The 17,750-nt window shown below is 67.3% G+C and carries 12 protein-coding genes; 10 read left to right on the top strand and 2 right to left on the bottom strand.

Going from position 1 to position 17,750, the window contains the following annotated elements; all coding sequences use genetic code 11:
- Window positions 1-27 precede the first annotated feature (27 nt).
- A complete protein-coding gene (locus WM2015_RS00185) occupies window positions 28-2,175 on the bottom strand; it encodes an alpha/beta fold hydrolase (protein ID WP_049724146.1) in 2,148 nt (715 codons plus the stop codon).
- Window positions 2,176-2,319: 144 nt separating this feature from the next.
- Here WM2015_RS00185 and WM2015_RS00180 point away from each other — a divergent pair, with 144 nt between their 5' ends.
- The 9 genes from WM2015_RS00180 to WM2015_RS00140 all read left to right on the top strand — a co-directional run bounded on the left by WM2015_RS00180 (window position 2,320) and on the right by WM2015_RS00140 (window position 14,969).
- Complete coding sequence (locus WM2015_RS00180) at window positions 2,320-3,810, top strand: helicase HerA-like domain-containing protein (protein ID WP_049724145.1); 1,491 nt, start codon at window positions 2,320-2,322, stop codon at window positions 3,808-3,810.
- Window positions 3,811-3,850: 40 nt separating this feature from the next.
- Entirely contained in the window at window positions 3,851-5,602 is a 1,752-nt protein-coding gene (locus WM2015_RS00175) for an endonuclease/exonuclease/phosphatase family protein (protein ID WP_049724144.1), read from the top strand.
- A gap of 42 nt (window positions 5,603-5,644) precedes the next feature.
- Window positions 5,645-6,082: a hypothetical protein gene (locus WM2015_RS00170; protein WP_049724143.1), complete on the top strand. Its 438-nt coding sequence runs from the start codon at window positions 5,645-5,647 to the stop codon at window positions 6,080-6,082.
- Between the two features lie 96 nt (window positions 6,083-6,178).
- Window positions 6,179-8,926, top strand: coding sequence for an alpha/beta fold hydrolase (locus tag WM2015_RS00165; protein WP_049724142.1), 2,748 nt, complete (start codon window positions 6,179-6,181; stop codon window positions 8,924-8,926).
- Between the two features lie 629 nt (window positions 8,927-9,555).
- The gene (gene glnK / locus WM2015_RS00160) at window positions 9,556-9,894 is read left to right on the top strand and encodes a P-II family nitrogen regulator (protein ID WP_049726908.1); all 339 of its coding nucleotides are present in this window, start codon (window positions 9,556-9,558) and stop codon (window positions 9,892-9,894) included.
- Window positions 9,895-9,912: 18 nt separating this feature from the next.
- Complete coding sequence (locus WM2015_RS00155) at window positions 9,913-11,166, top strand: ammonium transporter (RefSeq protein ID WP_049724141.1); 1,254 nt, start codon at window positions 9,913-9,915, stop codon at window positions 11,164-11,166.
- A 217-nt stretch (window positions 11,167-11,383) separates the two neighbouring features.
- Window positions 11,384-12,196, top strand: coding sequence for a bifunctional DNA-formamidopyrimidine glycosylase/DNA-(apurinic or apyrimidinic site) lyase (mutM, locus tag WM2015_RS00150; RefSeq protein ID WP_049724140.1), 813 nt, complete (start codon window positions 11,384-11,386; stop codon window positions 12,194-12,196).
- A gap of 62 nt (window positions 12,197-12,258) precedes the next feature.
- Window positions 12,259-14,322 carry a protein-disulfide reductase DsbD family protein gene (locus WM2015_RS00145; protein WP_049724139.1) on the top strand — a complete coding sequence of 688 codons (2,064 nt, stop codon included), beginning with the start codon at window positions 12,259-12,261 and terminating at the stop codon, window positions 14,320-14,322.
- A 44-nt stretch (window positions 14,323-14,366) separates the two neighbouring features.
- On the top strand, window positions 14,367-14,969 hold the full coding sequence (locus tag WM2015_RS00140; protein ID WP_049726907.1) for a thioredoxin family protein: 603 nt from the start codon (window positions 14,367-14,369) through the stop codon (window positions 14,967-14,969).
- 75 nt (window positions 14,970-15,044) lie between these two features.
- Here WM2015_RS00140 and WM2015_RS00135 read toward each other — a convergent pair whose 3' ends face one another.
- The gene (locus WM2015_RS00135) at window positions 15,045-15,698 is read right to left on the bottom strand and encodes a DUF4386 family protein (RefSeq protein ID WP_082169308.1); all 654 of its coding nucleotides are present in this window, start codon (window positions 15,696-15,698) and stop codon (window positions 15,045-15,047) included.
- A gap of 174 nt (window positions 15,699-15,872) precedes the next feature.
- On the opposite strand from WM2015_RS00135, the gene WM2015_RS00130 reads away from it, so the two are divergent.
- Complete coding sequence (locus WM2015_RS00130) at window positions 15,873-17,663, top strand: GGDEF domain-containing protein (RefSeq protein ID WP_049724137.1); 1,791 nt, start codon at window positions 15,873-15,875, stop codon at window positions 17,661-17,663.
- Window positions 17,664-17,750 lie beyond the last annotated feature (87 nt).

Here is a 17,750-nt window from a genome sequence, read left to right as displayed (position 1 = left end):
GACCGGCCCCGATGTCCGTGGACGGCCTCAGAACGGCCAGAGCGACCAGAGCTGGCCGGCCAGGCCGAGGCTGATCACCGCCAGGGACGAGAGCAGCAGACCGATCCGGCTGGCCAGACCGATGTCGGTGCGACGGCGCCAGGTCTGGGCCAGGGCGAAGACGGCGAACAGCACGCTCAGCGGACCCAACCAGGCAAAGTACATCGCCCAGGGCACCATGCCGAAGATCAGCATCGCTTCGTTGACCTCGCTGGTGGCGTAGGCCGCCAGGCCCAGGCCGATCATCCAGCTCGCGGCCAGACCCGTGGCCAGGAAGACCAGCAGGCGGCTACCGCCGGCCGGGTCCAGATAGTGACCGTTGAAGCGACGACCGATCCAGGCCAGCGGCAGGATGAACGCCGCCAGCAGGCTGATGCCGGCCGACAGGCCGAACCAGGCGCCGTGGGCCTTGAGCCGGTCCTCGTTCTCGCCCATCAGGGCCAGGGCATCGGTGGCCAGCGAGGTCCGGAAATAGGGCGCGATGAACTCGGCCGCTTCCTCGCCTTCGTCCACGCACTCCCGATCCAGCGGAGCCGAGGGATCATCGTAGTAGGCGTTCAACCAGTCGCCGGCGCACTTGATGGATCGGGTGGGCCCGTGACCGGCGTGCGGAAACACGACCAGCTGGCCGTTCTCGAAGCCCGGCATGATGTACTCGGCCAGGGCCACCGGGGTGATCGGATCCCAACGACCGTTGGCCACGATCACCGGCAGATCGGTTTGCACCGGCGCCGACTCGGCCGGGTCTCGCCGCGGCAGACCCGCCTCGCGACAGCGCGCCGGGCCTTCTTCCGTCACCGCCTGGTCACCGAAGGCCTGAGCCAGAATCGGGTGCAGTTCGTGATCCTCGGCCGCGAAGCGAGCCGCCGTGTCCACGTAGCCGTCCTGGCAGCGAACCGCCGTGGCCATGCCCATGGAAATACCGATGCCCATGCCACCGCCACCATCGCTCATGGCTTCGGCCAGGCCCTTCCAGAAGGTCCGGTCGTCGCTCTCCACCACGCGGGTCAGGCCATCGACGATCGCCATCAGGGCCGGGTGATTCTTCTGCTCGTACATGAGGCTGAAGGGCAGACCGGCCAGGACGTTGGCAAAGATCGTGATCTCGCCTTCGGGATAGAGCTCGCTGGCCTCGACCTCGACGGTGACGGGATTCTCGTTCAGGGTCTGGATGGCGGCCATGTAGCGCTCTCGCAGGCCGTCGTAGACGCGCGCGCAGTCCGGCTGTGAATCACAGGCCTCGAAGAGACGATCCAGATTGGCCGTATGCCAGTGCGGCAGGCGCATCAGTTCGCCCAGATCGAGGGGCACGATGGCGTCGATGACGGCGGCGCGGATGCCTTCCTCATCGACTTTCATGTAGGCCTGACCGAGCACGGAACCGTAGGAGATGCCCCAGACGTTCCAGTCCTCCAGGCCCAGCGCCAGGCGCAGGGCCTTGACGTCGCGGGCGTTCTCGAAGGTGTGGTAACCCGTGACGTCGACGCCACGCTCGATGGCTGAGCGGATGCAGGCCTCGGCCTGATCGTAGCCGGCGCGTTCGGCTTCGGCCTGATCGGAGCTGGACATGCCGGCCCGGTTGCGGCCGTCGAAGAAGGGGCAGAAATCGCCCGAATTGCCGATGCCGCGCTGCTCGAGAATGTAGAGATCACGCCGGGAAACGAGGCGGTGATCCTTCAGGCGGCGAACATAGCTCTCGACGGTCACACCCGGTCCGCCGGTCAGGTAGATGACCGGGTCGTCACGGGTCTCGACCTCGTTGTCCTCATGGTCCTTGCCGGTGGCCGCGATGCGAACGTAGTGCAGTTCGATGGTCCGGCTGCCCGGCACTTCCCGATTCTCCGGCACCTGGATCAGACCGCATTCGATCTCGCCGGGCTCGTAGTCGATGCGACCGCGGAAGGGGCAGACGACGGTGTCGGGCTCGGGATGGCGCAGCCACTCCATCTCGACGTCGACGGAAGCCTCGGCCAGAGCCTCATCGACCGGGGTTTCTTCAGCGCTGAGGGCCTCGGCCTGATCGGCCAGCTCCGCCACCGCCTCGTCGACCACCTCCGGCATCGTGGACTCCGGGTCCTGCGCATGGGCCGACAGGGCCAGCAGGAAGGCGGTCATGAAAAAGAATGTGTGACGCATCGGTTTCCCTCGAATTGATTGAGCCTCAGCCTGCACCATACCCAGCCTCGCTGGCGCCGACCAGTGCCATTCGTTGGGCCGGCCGCGACCCTGTGAAGGTATGATTCGGGACTGACGACCCGTTTCGCGAGTACCCCCAAAGCCATGAACGATCGCATTCTCCTCGGCGCCGGCGCAAAGCAGATCCACCTGGATGGCCGCTACGCCAATCGCCACGGCCTGGTGGCCGGCGCCACCGGCACCGGCAAGACCGTCACCCTGCTGGTGATGGCCGAAGGCTTCTCCCGCATGGGCGTGCCCGTGTTCATGGCCGACGCCAAGGGCGATGTCGCGGGCCTGGCGGCGGCGGGAACGCCGCACCCGAAGATCGACGAGCGCATCGAGAAGATCGGCATCGAGGACTACCGCCAGGAACCCAACCCGGTGGTGTTCTGGGATCTCTGGGGGAAGCGCGGCCACCCGGTGCGCACGACGATCACCGAGATCGGCCCGACCCTGCTGGCGCGGATGCTGGAACTCAACGACACCCAGGAAGGCGTGCTGAACGTGGTCTTCCGGGTGGCCGACGAGTCGGGCCTGCTGCTGCTCGACATGAAGGACCTGCGCTCCCTGCTCAACCACGTCGCCGAACATCGCCAGGAGATCAGCGCGAAGTACGGCCTGGTCAACACCGCCAGCATCGGGGCGATCCAGCGCCGACTGCTCGCGCTGGAGAACGACGGCGCCGAGCACTTCTTCGGCGAACCCGCTCTGGCCCTGGAGGATCTGATGCGCACCGACCTGTCGGGCCGGGGCGTGATCAACATCCTCTCGGCGGAGGAACTGATCCTGAAACCCCGCCTGTACTCGACCTTCCTGCTCTGGCTCCTCTCCGAGCTGTTCGAGCAGCTGCCGGAAGTCGGCGACCCGGACAAACCGAAGCTCGTGTTCTTCTTCGACGAGGCGCACCTGCTCTTCGACGACTGCCCACCGGCCCTGCGCCAGCGCGTCGAGCAGGTCGTCCGCCTGATCCGATCGAAGGGCGTGGGCGTGTACTTCTGCTCGCAGAACCCGGACGATGTGCCGAACGAGGTGCTGGGGCAGCTCGGCAACCGCGTCCAGCACGCGCTGCGCGCCTACACGCCGCGTGACCAGAAAGCCGTGCGTACGGCCGCCGAGACCTTCGTCCCCAATCCCGCCATCGACGTGGTCGAAACCATCACCACCCTCGGCACCGGCGAAGCCCTGGTCTCGATGCTGGGTGAGAAGGGCGTGCCGCAGCCCGTCGACCGCGCCCTGATCTCGCCGCCGCGCTGCCGCATGGGCGTGCTGAGCGAGGAAGAGCGAAGCCAGGTCCGCGGCCGCAGTCCGGTCGGTGGCAAGTACGACACCGTCCTCGACCGGGATTCGGCCCACGAAATGCTGGCCCGCCAGGCCGAGCAGGCCGCGATCGCCGCCGAGCAGGCGCGCGCGGCCGAGGCCGAAGCCGAAGCCGCCGAAAAGGCACGGGAGGCCGAACAGCGGTCTGGCGGTCGACGCAGCAACCGGCAGAGTGCGGGCGAAGCCTTTCTCAAATCGACCCTGCGCAGCGTCGGCTCGAGCCTGGGGCGGGCCCTGACCCGCGGGCTGCTCGGCAGCCTGATGCGAGGCCGTTGATTCCAGAACCGACCCAGAACGACCGGACACCGATACCCCGATGAAGACCCTCTACCGCCTGGCCCTCGGCCTGCTGCTGCTTCCCGCCGTTCACGCGGCCGACCCCCTGTCCATCGCCGAAATCCATGGCGATGGCGTCGAGCCACGGTTCGTCGACGAGCAGGTGACGACCGAAGGCATCGTCACCCTGGTCCTGCCGAGACAGTTCTGGATCCAGACGCCCTCGGAATCGCCCTCAAGCACGCGCGACGGCCTGGAGGTGTTCACCGGCGACCCGGCCGCCGTCAACGTGGGCGATCGGGTTCGGGTCACGGGCTTCGTCAACCGTTTCCGGCGCCCGGACCGTGAGAAGGACCTCATGGTCACCCGGCTGATCCAGCCCGAGATCGAGGTGCTGGCCCGGGGTCAGGCGCTCCCGGCCGCGATTCCCCTCGGGCAGGCGGGCTGGCAGGTGCCCGACAATCTTGCCGACGAGAATCCTTCCGTCGATCCCACCGCCAGCGCCATCGACTTCTGGACCCACTACTCGGGCATGCGCATGGTGGTCGGCGAGCACCGGGTCATCCAGGCGACCAATCGCTTCGGCGACACCTGGGTGCTGCCGGCCACCGAGCATCCACGACTGAACGAGCTGGGCGTGCTGGCCGCCAGCCCCGACGACCTGGACCTCGAACGGATCCTGATCACGGCGAACCCTCGCTTGCAGCCGGAGGACGCGCCGCCGGCCCTGCCGGGCTCGCACTTCACCCGGATCGACGGGGTGGCGAACTACGCCTTCGGCCAGTTCCGCGTGACCACCCGGCATGCCCTGGAACCGGTCGAGGTGGCGATCGAAATCCGCGACACCCGGCTCCATCGCGGTCCGGAGCACCTGACCGTGGCCAGCTACAACGTCGAGAACCTGGACCCGCTCATCGAGTCCATCGAGCGGGTGAACGGGGAGCGGGACATCGATGACGACATCGGCTCCGGCCGCATGGCCCGGCTGGGGGAGCACATCGCGATTCTCCTCGCCGGCCCGGACATCGTCGCCCTGCAGGAAATCCAGGACAACAACGGCGCCGAGCAGGGTGATGTACTCAGCGCCGACCGCACGCTGACCGCCCTGATCGAGGCCGTGCGCGCCGCCGGCGGGCCGGACTACGCCTTCATCGACCTGCCGCCACCCGCCCCGGATGCCTTCGGTGGCCAGCCCGGCGGCAATATCCGCAACGCCTTTCTCTACAACCCGGCCCGGGTCGAACTGCTGCCGCCCGGCCCCCGCCAGATCGACGACCCGGCCTTCGCCGGTTCACGGGCGCCCCTGCTGGCGGGCTTCGAGTTCAATGGCCACCGCCTGATGCTCATCAACAACCATTTCAGCTCGAAGTGGGGCAGCAGCCCGCAGTTCGGGGAGCAGCCCCAGATCATCGGCGGCGAGGCCGAGCGCCCCGCCCAGGCCGACGCCCTGCGCCGGCTCCTCGATGCGGAGAACGCCTGGGGCGGCGAGGCGCACTGGATCGTGCTCGGGGATCTGAACGACCACTGGTTCAGCGAGGCCCTGAGCCACCTGAAGGCCGAGGACAGCGTGCAGCCCCTGATCAATCTCATCGAGACCCTGCCGGAAGCGGATCGCTGGACCTACCTTTTCAGCGGCAACGCCCAGGCGATCGACCATCTGCTCGTCACGCCCGAACTGGCCGAACGCGCCGAGTTCGAGATACTGCATCCCAACGCCCGCTTCCCGGACCAGGCCGCCGACCACGAGCCGCTGCTGGGTCGCTTCCACCTGCCGCCCGCCGCCGAGCGCTGAGCGGACTGGCATACTGAGCGCCGGAACCCAAGGAGTCGCCCCATGCTGATTCGATCCCTGCTGCTCGGCAGCTGTCTCTGTCTGCCGGTCTGGGCCAGCGACACCGGCGGTGAACCCGGCCTGATCCGCAACATGATGGACATGCAGTACTTCAGCCACAAGCTGGGCCTGGCGATCGACGCCGGGCACATCGAGCTGGCCGACTTCTATGCCCATGAAATCGAAGAGACCCTGGAGCAGGCGGCTTCGATCGAGTCCTACAAGGGCCAGCCCGTGGGCCAGCTGGTCGAAGGCATGCTCGAACCCGCCTTCGAGCGCCTGGAAGACGCCCTCGACGAGGCGCCCGATCAGGCCAGTGCGCGTTTCGACGCGCTGATCCAGGCCTGCAATGCCTGTCATCAGGCCACGGGTTTCGGCCTGATCCGCCTGCAACGGCGCCATGACAACCCCTTCATGCAGGACTTCAGCCGCCCCGAGTGAAGTCGCCCCCCGAACGGGGCGTGACCTTCGGACTATGGAATCCCGGGGCCGGGTTCTTTACCCTGCAGGCTCCCCGATTTCCGAAGGTAATCCACCATGTCCCTGTTCAAGCATGCCCTGACCGCGCTGCTGCTGGTCGGCCTGTCCACCCTGTCCATGGCCGAGCGCGCCGAGCCGCTGTCCTACCTGGACGAGCTGCCGCCGCAGCTGGATCGCGACCTGTTCTTCGGCGACCCGGAAGTCTCCGGCGCCCAGCTCTCGCCGGACGGTCGCTTCATCACCTTCCTGCGCCCCTACCAGGGCGTGCGCAACATCTGGATCAAGTCCATCGACGAGGCCTTCGACGAGGCGCGTCCCCTGACCGCCGACGACAAGCCGGTCCCCGGCTACTTCTGGAGCCGCGACGGCCAGTACGTGCTCTACGTCCAGGACAAGGGCGGTGACGAGAACTTCCACGTCTGGGCCGTGAATCCCGACGGCGAGGTCGAGGCCGAATCCGGCGTGCCCGCGGCGCGCAACCTGACCGACTTCGACGGCGTGCGCGCGATGCTGATCAGTCGCCCGAAGAGCCGTCCCGACGAGCTCCTGGTGGGCCTGAACGATCGCGACCCGGCCCTGCACGACGTCTACCGCGTCACCATCTCCACCGGTGAGCGGGAGCTGGTGATCGAAAACAACCAGAACATCGCCGGCTGGTTCGCCGATCTGGATGGCAATCTCCGCATGGCCATCCGCCAGGACAGCGAAGGCGGCACGGAAGTGCTGCGCGTCGCAGACGGAGCCCTGGGCGAGGTGATCTATCAGTGCAGCTGGCAGGAAGCCTGCGGCCCGATGCGCTTCCACGCCGACGGCGAACAGATCTGGTTCCAGTCCAACAAGGGCGATGAGGTCGACCTGATCGGCCTGTATCTCATGAATCCCGACACCGGCGAGCTGACCCTGGTCGAGCGTGACCCCGAGGGTCAGGTCGACTTCAGCGGTGCGGTGTTCCACCCGGTGACCGAGGAACTCCAGGCCACGGTCTATGTCGGCGATCGCACGCGCATCTACCCGAAAGATGATGCCTTCGCCGCCGATCTGGCCTTCCTGCGTGAGAATCTGCCCGAAGGCGAGATCGGCCTGCCTTCGCAGACCTCCGACGGCCGCCTGGCCCTGGTCAGCCTGTCGCGTGACGTCGATCCGGGTTCGGTCTACGTCTTCGATCGCGAAGCGCGGAGCGTCGAACTGCTCTACCGCTCGCGTCCGGAACTGCCGACCGAGCATCTGGCCAACATGCAGCCGATCCGCTATCAGGCCCGCGACGGCCTGGAGATCCCGGCCTATCTGACCCTGCCGCAGGGCGTCGAGCCGCGCAATCTGGGCGTCGTCGCCGTCATCCACGGCGGCCCCTGGGCACGCGACACCTGGGGTTACAACTCCCTGGCCCAGTTCCTGGCCAACCGCGGTTACGCCGTGATCCAGCCGAACTTCCGCGCCTCCACCGGCTACGGCAAGGCCTTCCTGAACGCCGGCAACAACGAGTGGGGCGATGCCATGCAGGATGACATCACCGATGGCATCCAGTACCTGGTCGACCAGGGCATCGCCGATCCGGAACGGGTCTGCATCATGGGCGGCTCCTACGGCGGTTACGCCACCCTGGCCGGCATGACCTTCACCCCCGAGCTCTACGCCTGCGGCGTCAACATCGTCGGCGTGTCCAACCTGATCAGCCTGCTGAACTCGATCCCGGCCTACTGGGGTCCGGCACGCAAGATCTTCACCCTGCGCATGGGCGATCCGGACACGGAGGAAGGCCGTGCCCAGCTCGAGCGCCAGTCGCCGATCAACCACGTCGACAAGATCGAGCGCCCCCTGCTGATCATCCACGGCGCCAATGACCCGCGCGTCAAGCAGGCCGAGGCCGATCAGATCGTGGTCGCCATGCGCGAGCGTGGCCTCGAGGTCGAGTACATCGTCGCTCCGGACGAAGGCCACGGCTTCCGCGGTCGCGAGAACCGCCTGGCGATGTTCGCGCGCACCGAAGAGTTCCTGAGCACCCATCTGGGCGGTCGCTACCAGCCCGAAATGGCCCCGGACATCGCCGAGCGCCTGGCCGCCATCACCGTCGATATCGACACGGTCGTGGTCGAGAACGTGGCCGACGAACTCGACGCCGCCCGCACCCTGCCGCTGCCGGCGGTCGATGCGGACCAGATCGCCACCGGCTCCTTCAGCTACCTGACCACCCTGGCGCTGCCGAACGGCGAGATGACCATGGAGTCGACGCGCGAGATCGCCCGCAGCACGCACGAGGACCGCGAGGTCATCGAACTGCGCACGAGCAGCAGCTCGGCGATGGGTGAACTGGCCGACCGCTTCATCATCGACGGCACCAGCCTGCGACCGATCCGCCGCGAGACGAGCCAGGGCGCCGCCACCATCACGATCGACTACTCGAGCCGTGAGGTCAGCGGTTCCATCGAGATGGGCAGCAACCAGATTCCGGTCAACATCGAACTGGAGGCACCGGTCTTCGGCAGCGACACGGGGCTGGAAGCCGCTCTGGCGGGCCTGCCGTTCCGGGACGGTCTGCGCACCGTCGTGCGCGTGGCCGAAGTCGGCATGCAGCAGCGCGTGCGTTACTTCCAGGTCCAAGTCAGCGGTCCGGAATCCGTCGAGGTTCCCGCCGGCAGCTTCAACGCCTGGAAGATCGAGCTGAACGCCCTGGACGGCGAGGGCGGCGACCAGACGATCTGGGTCTCGGCCGAAGCGCCGCACCGGACCGTGCGTATCGAAGGCAAGCTGGCCCCGCAGATGGGCGGTGGCGACTACTCGACGGTGCTGACCAGCGCCAACGAGTAAACCCTTCCGATTCGGCAACGATCGATCCCGGCGGGTTCGCCCGCCGGGATTTTTTTGTGCCCGATTCCGGGCCAGGGCGCTTCGACCTGCTGAAGCCTTGAGCAGGATCGCCCCGGATTGCTCGAATTCCATGCACTTCCCACCGTCGCTGATCCATTCGCGGATTCCGCCCGGGCCCAGCCCGACGGGCCCTAGGGAACCTCTGAATAACTCTGCACGGAGCGCGTTTCGGTCGGAAAAGCCGCAGATCGTGTGGTGCGACGCGAGTGACAGTAGCCGTAGCTACGGCCGAGTGGCGCGACGCGCGAGGTGCGGCTTTTCCGGCAGCTTGTCATCACAATCGCCAGATGGGAAGGGCCTTTGCGGGCCTTCCGACGTGTTTCGACTCGCTCATTTGGAGTGACCAAACCACACGCGCTGATCGTTTCGTCACCAGGCGCTTCTTGCCTTGGGCAAACCGCACCTGGCACGAAACGGCGCTCGCCGAAGCCACGCCTGCTGAGCCCGCAAAGACGCCTTCGCGCCCGCGCAGAGTTATTCAGAGGTTCCCTAGCCAGGATCGAATCGATCTGGCACGGGAGTTGCTCCTGTTCATTTCGGGTCGCCATGCACACCACCGGAGTCCGAACATGAAACTGGTCACCGCCATCATCAAACCCTTCAAGCTCGATGACGTCCGTCAGGCCATCGCCGAAGCCGGCATTCAGGGCATGACCCTGAGCGAGGTCAAGGGCTTCGGCCGCCAGAAGGGCCATACGGAGCTCTACCGAGGGGCCGAGTACAAGGTCGATTTCCTGCCCAAGCTCAAGGTCGAGATTGCCGTGGCCGACGAAGACGTCGACACCGCCATCGAGGCCATCCAGGAGGCCGCCGGCACCGGCAAGATCGGCGACGGAAAGATCTTCGTCACCGCCCTCGAGCGGGTCATCCGCATCCGTACCGGAGAAACCAACGAAGCGGCGCTGTAAGCGTCCGGGAGACGATTCATGGAAGCTGCGATCGACATTCGATACGCCCTCGATACCTTTTACTTCTTGATCTGCGCCGCCCTGGTCATGTGGATGGCGGCGGGCTTCACCATGCTCGAGGCCGGCCTGGTCCGAGCCCGCAACACGGTCGAGATCCTGACCAAGAACGTGGCCCTGTTCGCCATCGCCTGCCTGATGTACCTGATCTTCGGCTACACCCTGATGTACCCGGAGGCCGGCGTGAACTCGGTCTGGCCCGGCATCGGTTTCCTGCCCGGCGCCGACCACACGGTCGAGGCCGTCATGGCCAGCGAGGGTGAAACCTACTACTCCGGCGCCGCGGACTTCATGTTCCAGATGGTCTTCGTCGCCACCGCCATGTCCATCGTGTCCGGCGCCGTGGCCGAGCGCATGAAGATGTGGTCCTTCCTGGCCTTCGCCGTCGTCATGACCGGCTTCATCTACCCGCTGCAGGGCTACTGGAGCTGGGGCGAGGGTTTCCTCGATGGCCTCGGCTACAGCGACTATGCCGGCTCCGGCATCGTCCACCTCGCCGGCGCCGCCGCGGCCCTGGCCGGCGTGCTGCTGCTCGGACCCCGGCGCGGTCGCTTCGGGCCGGACGGCAAGATCAACGCCATCCCCGGCGCCAATCTGCCGCTGGCCACGCTGGGCATGTTCGTGCTCTGGATGGGCTGGTTCGGCTTCAACGGCGGTTCGGAGCTGAAGGTCTCGGACATCGAATCGGCCAACAACGTCGCCCGGGTCTTCGTCAACACCAACCTGGCGGCATCGGGGGGCCTGGTCGGCGCCCTGATCATCGCCCGCCTGATCTTCGGCAAGGCGGACCTGACCATGGCCCTGAACGGTGCCCTGGCCGGCCTGGTCTCGATCACCGCCGACCCGCTCTCACCGGGCCACGGCCTGGCCGCCGTCATCGGCCTGATCGGTGGCGTGCTCGTGGTGCTCTCGATCATCGGCCTCGACCGCCTGAAGATCGACGATCCGGTCGGCGCCATCTCGGTGCACGGCGTCTGCGGCATCTTCGGCGTGCTGGCCGTGCTCGCCTCCAACGACGAGGCCACGCTCCTCGCCCAGCTGACCGGCATCGGCGTGATCTTCGGCTTCGTCTTCGTCTCCAGCATCGCGGTCTGGCTGGCCCTGAAGTCGACCATGGGCCTGCGCGTGGACGAGGAAGCGGAATACGAAGGCCTCGATATGGCCGAATGCGGCATGGAGGCCTACCCCGAGTTCGTCTCGTCGCGAAGCGGCTGATCGCTGCAAGCGCAGGGGGAGTGCGGTGGCCCGGGGGAGGCCGGGCCACCGCGAATTTGGGGTGGCGGGAAGTGGCGCGGCCGGCGGTCGGGCCACTCCCCGCTGAGGGTTTGGGGAAAAAGCTTCGAGGCCGCTTCTGGCTTGCAGCCTCCAGCATCGGCTGAATCCTGACGGGGGCAGGGCATAATCAGCGCTCGTCCAGACCGGCCCCGAGGCCATGCCCGAATTACCTGAAGTCGAAACCACCCGCCGTGGCCTGGCACCCCTGACCGAGGGGCGGGCCATCGCCTCGATCACGGTTCGCCAGCCGCAGCTGCGCTGGGCCGTGCCTTCGGAGATCCAGCGGGCCGAAGGCCAGCGCGTCATGGCCATGGACCGGCGAGCAAAATGGCTGATCTGGCGCCTGGAGTCGGGCTGCATGCTCTGGCATCTGGGCATGTCCGGCTCCTTTCGCGGCTGGACCGACCCACCCGAGCCGGGCAGGCACGACCACGTCGACGTGCAGATGGCCGGTGGGCATCTGATCCGCTACACGGACCCGCGACGCTTCGGCGCCCTGTTCTGGGTCGAGGGCGATCCCGCCCAGCACCCGCATCTGATCGGTCTGGGACCCGAGCCCTTCGATGCGCGCTTCGACGGCGACTACCTCTGGCGCCTGAGCCGCGGCCGCCGGGTGCCGGTCAAGAGCTTCATCATGGACGGGCGGACCGTGGTCGGCGTCGGCAACATCTACGCCTCCGAGGCCCTGTTCACCGCCGGCATCCACCCGCGCCGACCGGCCGGCCGGATCAGCCGCGAGCGCTACCGGCGCCTGGCCCGGGCCATCGTCGACATCCTCGACCGGGCAATCGAGGTCGGCGGCACCTCCCTGCGCGACTTCACGGTCGGCGACGGGACACCCGGCTACTTCGGCCAGTCGCTCAGGGTCTACGGTCGCGACGGCGAGGCCTGCCCGGGCTGTGGCGCGCCGATCAAGCGCGAAGTGATCGGCCAGCGCAGCACCTTCTTCTGTCCAACCTGTCAGCGCTGACCCGGCGTGCAGGCCGCTCGCGCTATCTTGGGGCACTGAAATTCGACCAGGCGTCCACCGTGATGCAACGAACTGCCGCTTTCCTATTCGGTCTTCTGCTGCCCGGCCTGCTGCTTGCGGCCGGCAGTGGTCCCGTCCAACGCGACCATCTGCAGGCCGAGCTGGTCAGCCGGGTCGACAGTGTCCAACCCGGCACAGCCCTCGAGGTCGGTCTTCGTTTGCTGCCCGACCCGGGCTGGCACACCTACTGGAAGAACCCGGGCGATTCCGGCCAGCCGACGGAAATCGCCTGGACCCTGCCCGAGGGCGTCATCGCCTCCGGGATCCGCTGGCCCTTTCCCGAGGCCATGCCGATCGCGCACCTGATCAACTACGGCTACGACGGCGAACATCTGCTGCCCGTCACCCTCGAAATTCCGGACGAACTGCCCCTCGACCGCCCCCTGCGCATCGAAGCCTTCGCCGAATGGCTGGTCTGCGAGGAAATCTGCATTCCGGGTGAGGCCACGCTCGAATTGACGCTGCCGGTCAGTACGGCCGAGCCCGAAGCCGACCCCGGCTTCGCCGAACTGTTCGCCTGGGCCGATCGGCGCCAGCCCGAGCTCGCCGACTGGCCGGCCCGCTACAGCAGCGAGGGCGGCCAGCTCAGCCTTCAGATCGATGTCGGCGAACGCGACGATTCGAGCCGCTGGGCCTTCTTCTCGGCGGTCGCCAACGTGGTCGATCATGCCCAGCCCGCCACGATCAGCGCCGGTGAAGGGCAGCTCCTGGTCAGTCAGGCCCTGTCGCCCTTTGCCAGAGGCGTGCCCGACCCGCTGGAGTTCGTGCTGGTCGACACGACGGCCGAGCGAGCCTGGCAGCTCCGGGCCGAGGCGGGCGCCCTGATCAGCACGGGAGACAGCGCGGCCGCGCCCACCCCGCCGCTGTCCTGGCCGTTCGCCCTGGTTCTGGCCCTGCTCGGCGGACTGCTGCTCAATCTGATGCCCTGCGTCTTTCCCGTCCTGTCGATCAAGGCCCTGAGCCTGGTCGAACATGCGGACGGGGATTCGCGAGGTCACGGCCTGGCCTACACGGCCGGCGTGATTCTGAGTTTTTCCATCCTGGCCGGGGTGCTGCTGGCCCTGCGCGCCGGGGGCGAAGCCGTCGGCTGGGGCTTCCAGCTGCAATCGCCCTGGATCGTGGGCGCGCTGATCTACGTGCTCTTCGCCCTCGGCCTGTCCCTGTCCGGCCTGGTCCAGTTCGGCACGAGTCTGATGGGCGCGGGGCAGGGCCTCGCCGAGCGCTCGGGTCGAAGCGGATCCTTCTTTACCGGCGTGCTGGCGGTGATCGTCGCCAGCCCCTGCACGGCACCGGCCATGGGCTCGGCGCTGGGCGCGGCCGTGTTCATGCCCTGGCCGATGGCCTTGAGCGTGTTCATCGCGCTGGGCCTCGGCCTGGCCCTGCCGATGCTGCTGCTGAGTTTCCTGCCGGCCCTTGGCCGCTGGCTGCCCCGACCGGGCCCCTGGATGGAAACCTTCAAGCAGGCGATGGCCTTTCCACTCTATCTGGCCGTGGTCTGGTTGCTTTGGGTGCTCGCCCGGCAGACCGACGCCAATGGCCTCGCGGCCATCCTGCTCGGCCTGGTCGCCCTGGCCTTCACGCTCTGGCTGCTGGGCAAGCGGGATCGCGGGCCCACGCTTTCGGTCATCCGACATCTGGCCATCGTGGCCGGCCTGGTCGTCAGCCTGGCGTCTCTGGGTGCGGCCGTCCGCTTCCAGTCCGCGCCGGCCGAAGCGGCCGACCGCTGGTGGGAGGCCTACAGCGCCGAGCGCCTGAGCGAACTGCGCGCCGACCCCGAGCGGGCCGTGTTCGTCAACATGACCGCCGACTGGTGCGTGACCTGCCTGGTCAACGAGCAGGTCGCCCTGAGCACCGAGGCCGTCCGCGAGGCCTTCGCTGCCAACGGGGTCGTCTACATGAAGGGCGACTGGACCCGACGCGATGCCGCCATCACGGATTATCTGGCAGAGTACGGGCGCAACGGTGTGCCGCTGTACGTGGTCTATCCACGCGATGGTGGCGAACCGAGGATTCTGCCGCAGGTGCTCACGCCGGGCCTCGTGATCGAGGCACTGGAATCGCTCTGACGGCCGGCTTGTTCGAGTTTCGAATCTGCAAGGAGATACCCAAGATGCTGCATCGATCCATCGCTCTACTGATCAGCTGCTTCGCCCTGGCCGCACCGCTGGCCGCCGCCCCGGTGATCGGCGAGCCGGCGCCGGACTTCGAGGTCGTCGACACCGCCGGCCAGACGCACAGCCTGTCCGACTTCGCCGGCCAGACCGTGGTGCTGGAGTGGACCAACCACGACTGCCCCTACGTGCGCAAGCACTACACGGGCAACATGCAGGACCAGCAGCGCATGGCCCGCAACGAGCACGGTGCGGTCTGGCTGTCCGTGATTTCCTCCAGGCCAGGCAGCCAGGGGCACGTCACGCCGGAGCAGGCCGACGAACTGACCGCCTCGCGCGACGCCTACCCGACGGCCGTACTCCTCGACGAGTCCGGCGACATGGGCCGCGCCTACGATGCCCGCGTCACCCCGCACATGTACATCATCGATGCCGACGGCATCCTGCGCTACATGGGCGGCATCGATTCCAACCCCAGCTCGAACCCGGACGACATTCCCGACGCCACCCAGTACGTGGTCCAGGCGCTCGGTGAAATGGCGGCCGGCGAGGCGATCAGCGAGCCCCTGACCCGCCCCTACGGCTGCACGGTCAAGTACTGACCGGGATCGAATGCGGAACGCTTTGACTGGCGACCGGCTGGAGCCGGTCGCCCTGTTTCTTGCCCCGCGAACCGATCAGGATGGCGCCCGAAACAGCGTGATCCCAACCCAGATGAACCAGACGATCTGGGTCATGCCGAACACCGCCCCCAGGGCGGACCAGGCCGGGACGATCGTCGCCAGGCCCGCCAGGCCCACCAGCACACCGAGCCAGGTCAGCATGACGGGAAAGCCCTGACCCCGACGCAGGGAAGAAACGCTCAACAGCAACACCCAGAGGCCTCCGACGATCTCGACGCCGCCGCCCAGGCCCGACTGAATGACGCCCAGCGTCGACCAGAGCTGCGCCGCCCCGTCCGGATCTGTCGCCTGCATTTCCGACACGGCCGACAGGCCCACACTCGCCACCATGCCACTGGCGATCACCAATCCTGACCAGATGTAACCGAAGGGGGTGGCGACGGACATCAAGGGCGGGTCCGTGGGCGCCAGTCGGTGGTGAAGGGCGGCGGTCAGGATGACCAAGGCCACGCCGAAGACCACGTAGATCACGAGGTTCCAGAGCTGAAAAAGCGCCTCCCGCTCCAGGAGGTACTCCAGCTTCTGGAGCGCAGACCAGCCCTCGACGTTGCCCGAATCCATCACCGTAACCAGCAGCGCGAAGCCGAACAGATAGCAGAACGCCTGAGTCAGCGCCGCGCAGGCGCCCGCCCTGGACAATGTCTTCATCGTTTCCTTCCTTTCGAATCAAGCCCTCAGGTTAGGGCAGGGATGAATGGCCGGACATGTGCCGAAAGTGTCGAAGATCGGCGCCCGCCGGCCGAGTCTGATCCAGTGCTCCTGGAGCCTCGCTCGAGGCCGATGCATAATGCGTGTCTCCTGGGGGCGGGAAATCTGCGTAGCGTGGCAAGTCACAGCTTCGATCTCGATGGCATCCGACGCCTGGTCGCGGGCGCAGGTCTGGCGGCGGCGATGCTCGTTTCCCAGGCGCTGGCCGAGGGAGAGCCGGACATTCGCGCCATCCTCGATCAGGCCCGGGAGATCAGCTACCACGCCCACTGGCAGGAGGCACAGGCGCTCCTCGACGAGTTGGCGCCGTTCATCGACCAGGCCGAGCTGCGCGAATACGCCGACTTCCAGCTCCTTCAGGCCCGCCACCTCGTGCTCGACGATCGCACGGAGGAGGCTCTGGCCCTGGCCGGGGTGCTGCTTGAGCGGGATCTGCCGACCGATCAACGACTGCGTGCGCTGCAGTTCCGCGCCAACGTGGGCGTGCTGCTGCGCCGCTACGAGACCGCCTTCGAATCCCTGAGCGAAGCCCTGAACATCGACGTGGACCTCGAGGATCCGGCACCGGTGATCGCGACCCTGAACATGGCCGCCTACATGTTCGGTCGAGTCGGCGAACACGAACTGGGGATCGAGTACGGTGAGCAGGCCCTGGCCATCGCCGATCGAACCGATCAGCCCAAGGAGGCCTGCGTGGCCCTGCAGCGCCTGGCACCGGTCTACAAGTGGGCCGATCGGGCCGCGGAGTCGGAAGCCGCCTACCGCGAAGGCATCCGGATCTGCGACGAGGTGGACAACGCCCTGTTCGTGGGCGTTCTGCAGCATGGCCTGGCCGATCTGCTGCGTCGGCAGGGACAGGCCGGGATCGCGCTGCCGCTGGCCGAGGCCGCAATCACGGCCCTCGACGAGGCGGTCTATCGCCTGGGGGAATTCGAGGCGCGGCTGGTTCGCGTCGAAATCCTGCGCGAACTCGGCCGCCTGGATGCGGCCTGGCGCGACGAGCTGATCGAGCTTCGCGACTTCTTCAGCGATCGGGGGCTATGGGATCAATCCGCACGCCTGACCCTGCTGCAATCGAAGCTGGCCGAAGCGAGTGGGCAGTTCGATCTGGCGCTGCAGCGCCTGTACGATCATCTCCACGCGCGCGAGCAGTTCCTGGGCCGGGAGCGGGCCATGCGCCTGGCCTACCTGCAGGTCGAATTCGACAGCCGGATGCAGCGCCAGCAGATCGACCTGCTGCGGGAAACCGCCCGTGCCGCGGAGCTGGAGGCACAGACCGCCGTTCAGCAGCGACGACTGCGAAGCTTCGGCTGGCTGCTGGTCGGCCTGGTGGTGCTGACCCTGAGCAGCCTGCTGTTGCGCGCCTTCGCCGGTCGTCGCCAGCTCATCGACCAGGCCCGCCACGATGGCCTGAGCGGCCTGGCCAATCACACCTGGTTCTTCGAGCGGGCGCAGACCATGATCGATCAGGCCCGGGCCGGGCCGGGCGCGGAGCGCATCATCGTTCTGATCGCCGCCGACATCGATCACTTCAAGGAGGTCAATGATCGCCATGGCCATCGCATGGGCGATCGCGTCCTGGGGCGGACGGCCCAGCGCCTGCGAGAAGTGTTTCCGGACACGGCGCTCGTCGGGCGGATCGGTGGCGAGGAGTTTGCCGTACTGCTGAGCGTGGCCAGGGTGGAAGAGGCGATCGACTGCATCGAGCGCTTCCGCCGGACCGACACTCGATTCGTCGGCCCCGAAGACCCGCCGATCACGGTCAGCTTCGGACTGAGCTGTGCCCGAGCCGAGGACGATATCCACCGACTTCGTGCCCGCGCCGACCAGGCCATGTACCGAGCCAAGCGTGCCGGCCGGGATCGCTACGAGATCGATGCCTCCTGCCTGCCGGACCAGAGCTGATCCCGACCGCCCTCGTGCTCACCACCCGCAGCGAGCCTGCCCGCCCATCGACACGGATCGGCACGCATCGACACGGGCGCTGCCGTC

Origin of the sequence: Wenzhouxiangella marina, from assembly GCF_001187785.1 — a bacterium.
Taxonomy (GTDB): domain Bacteria; phylum Pseudomonadota; class Gammaproteobacteria; order Xanthomonadales; family Wenzhouxiangellaceae; genus Wenzhouxiangella; species Wenzhouxiangella marina.
Note: the sequence above shows the minus strand (reverse complement) of the source record. Positions and strands in the feature narration are given on the sequence as shown.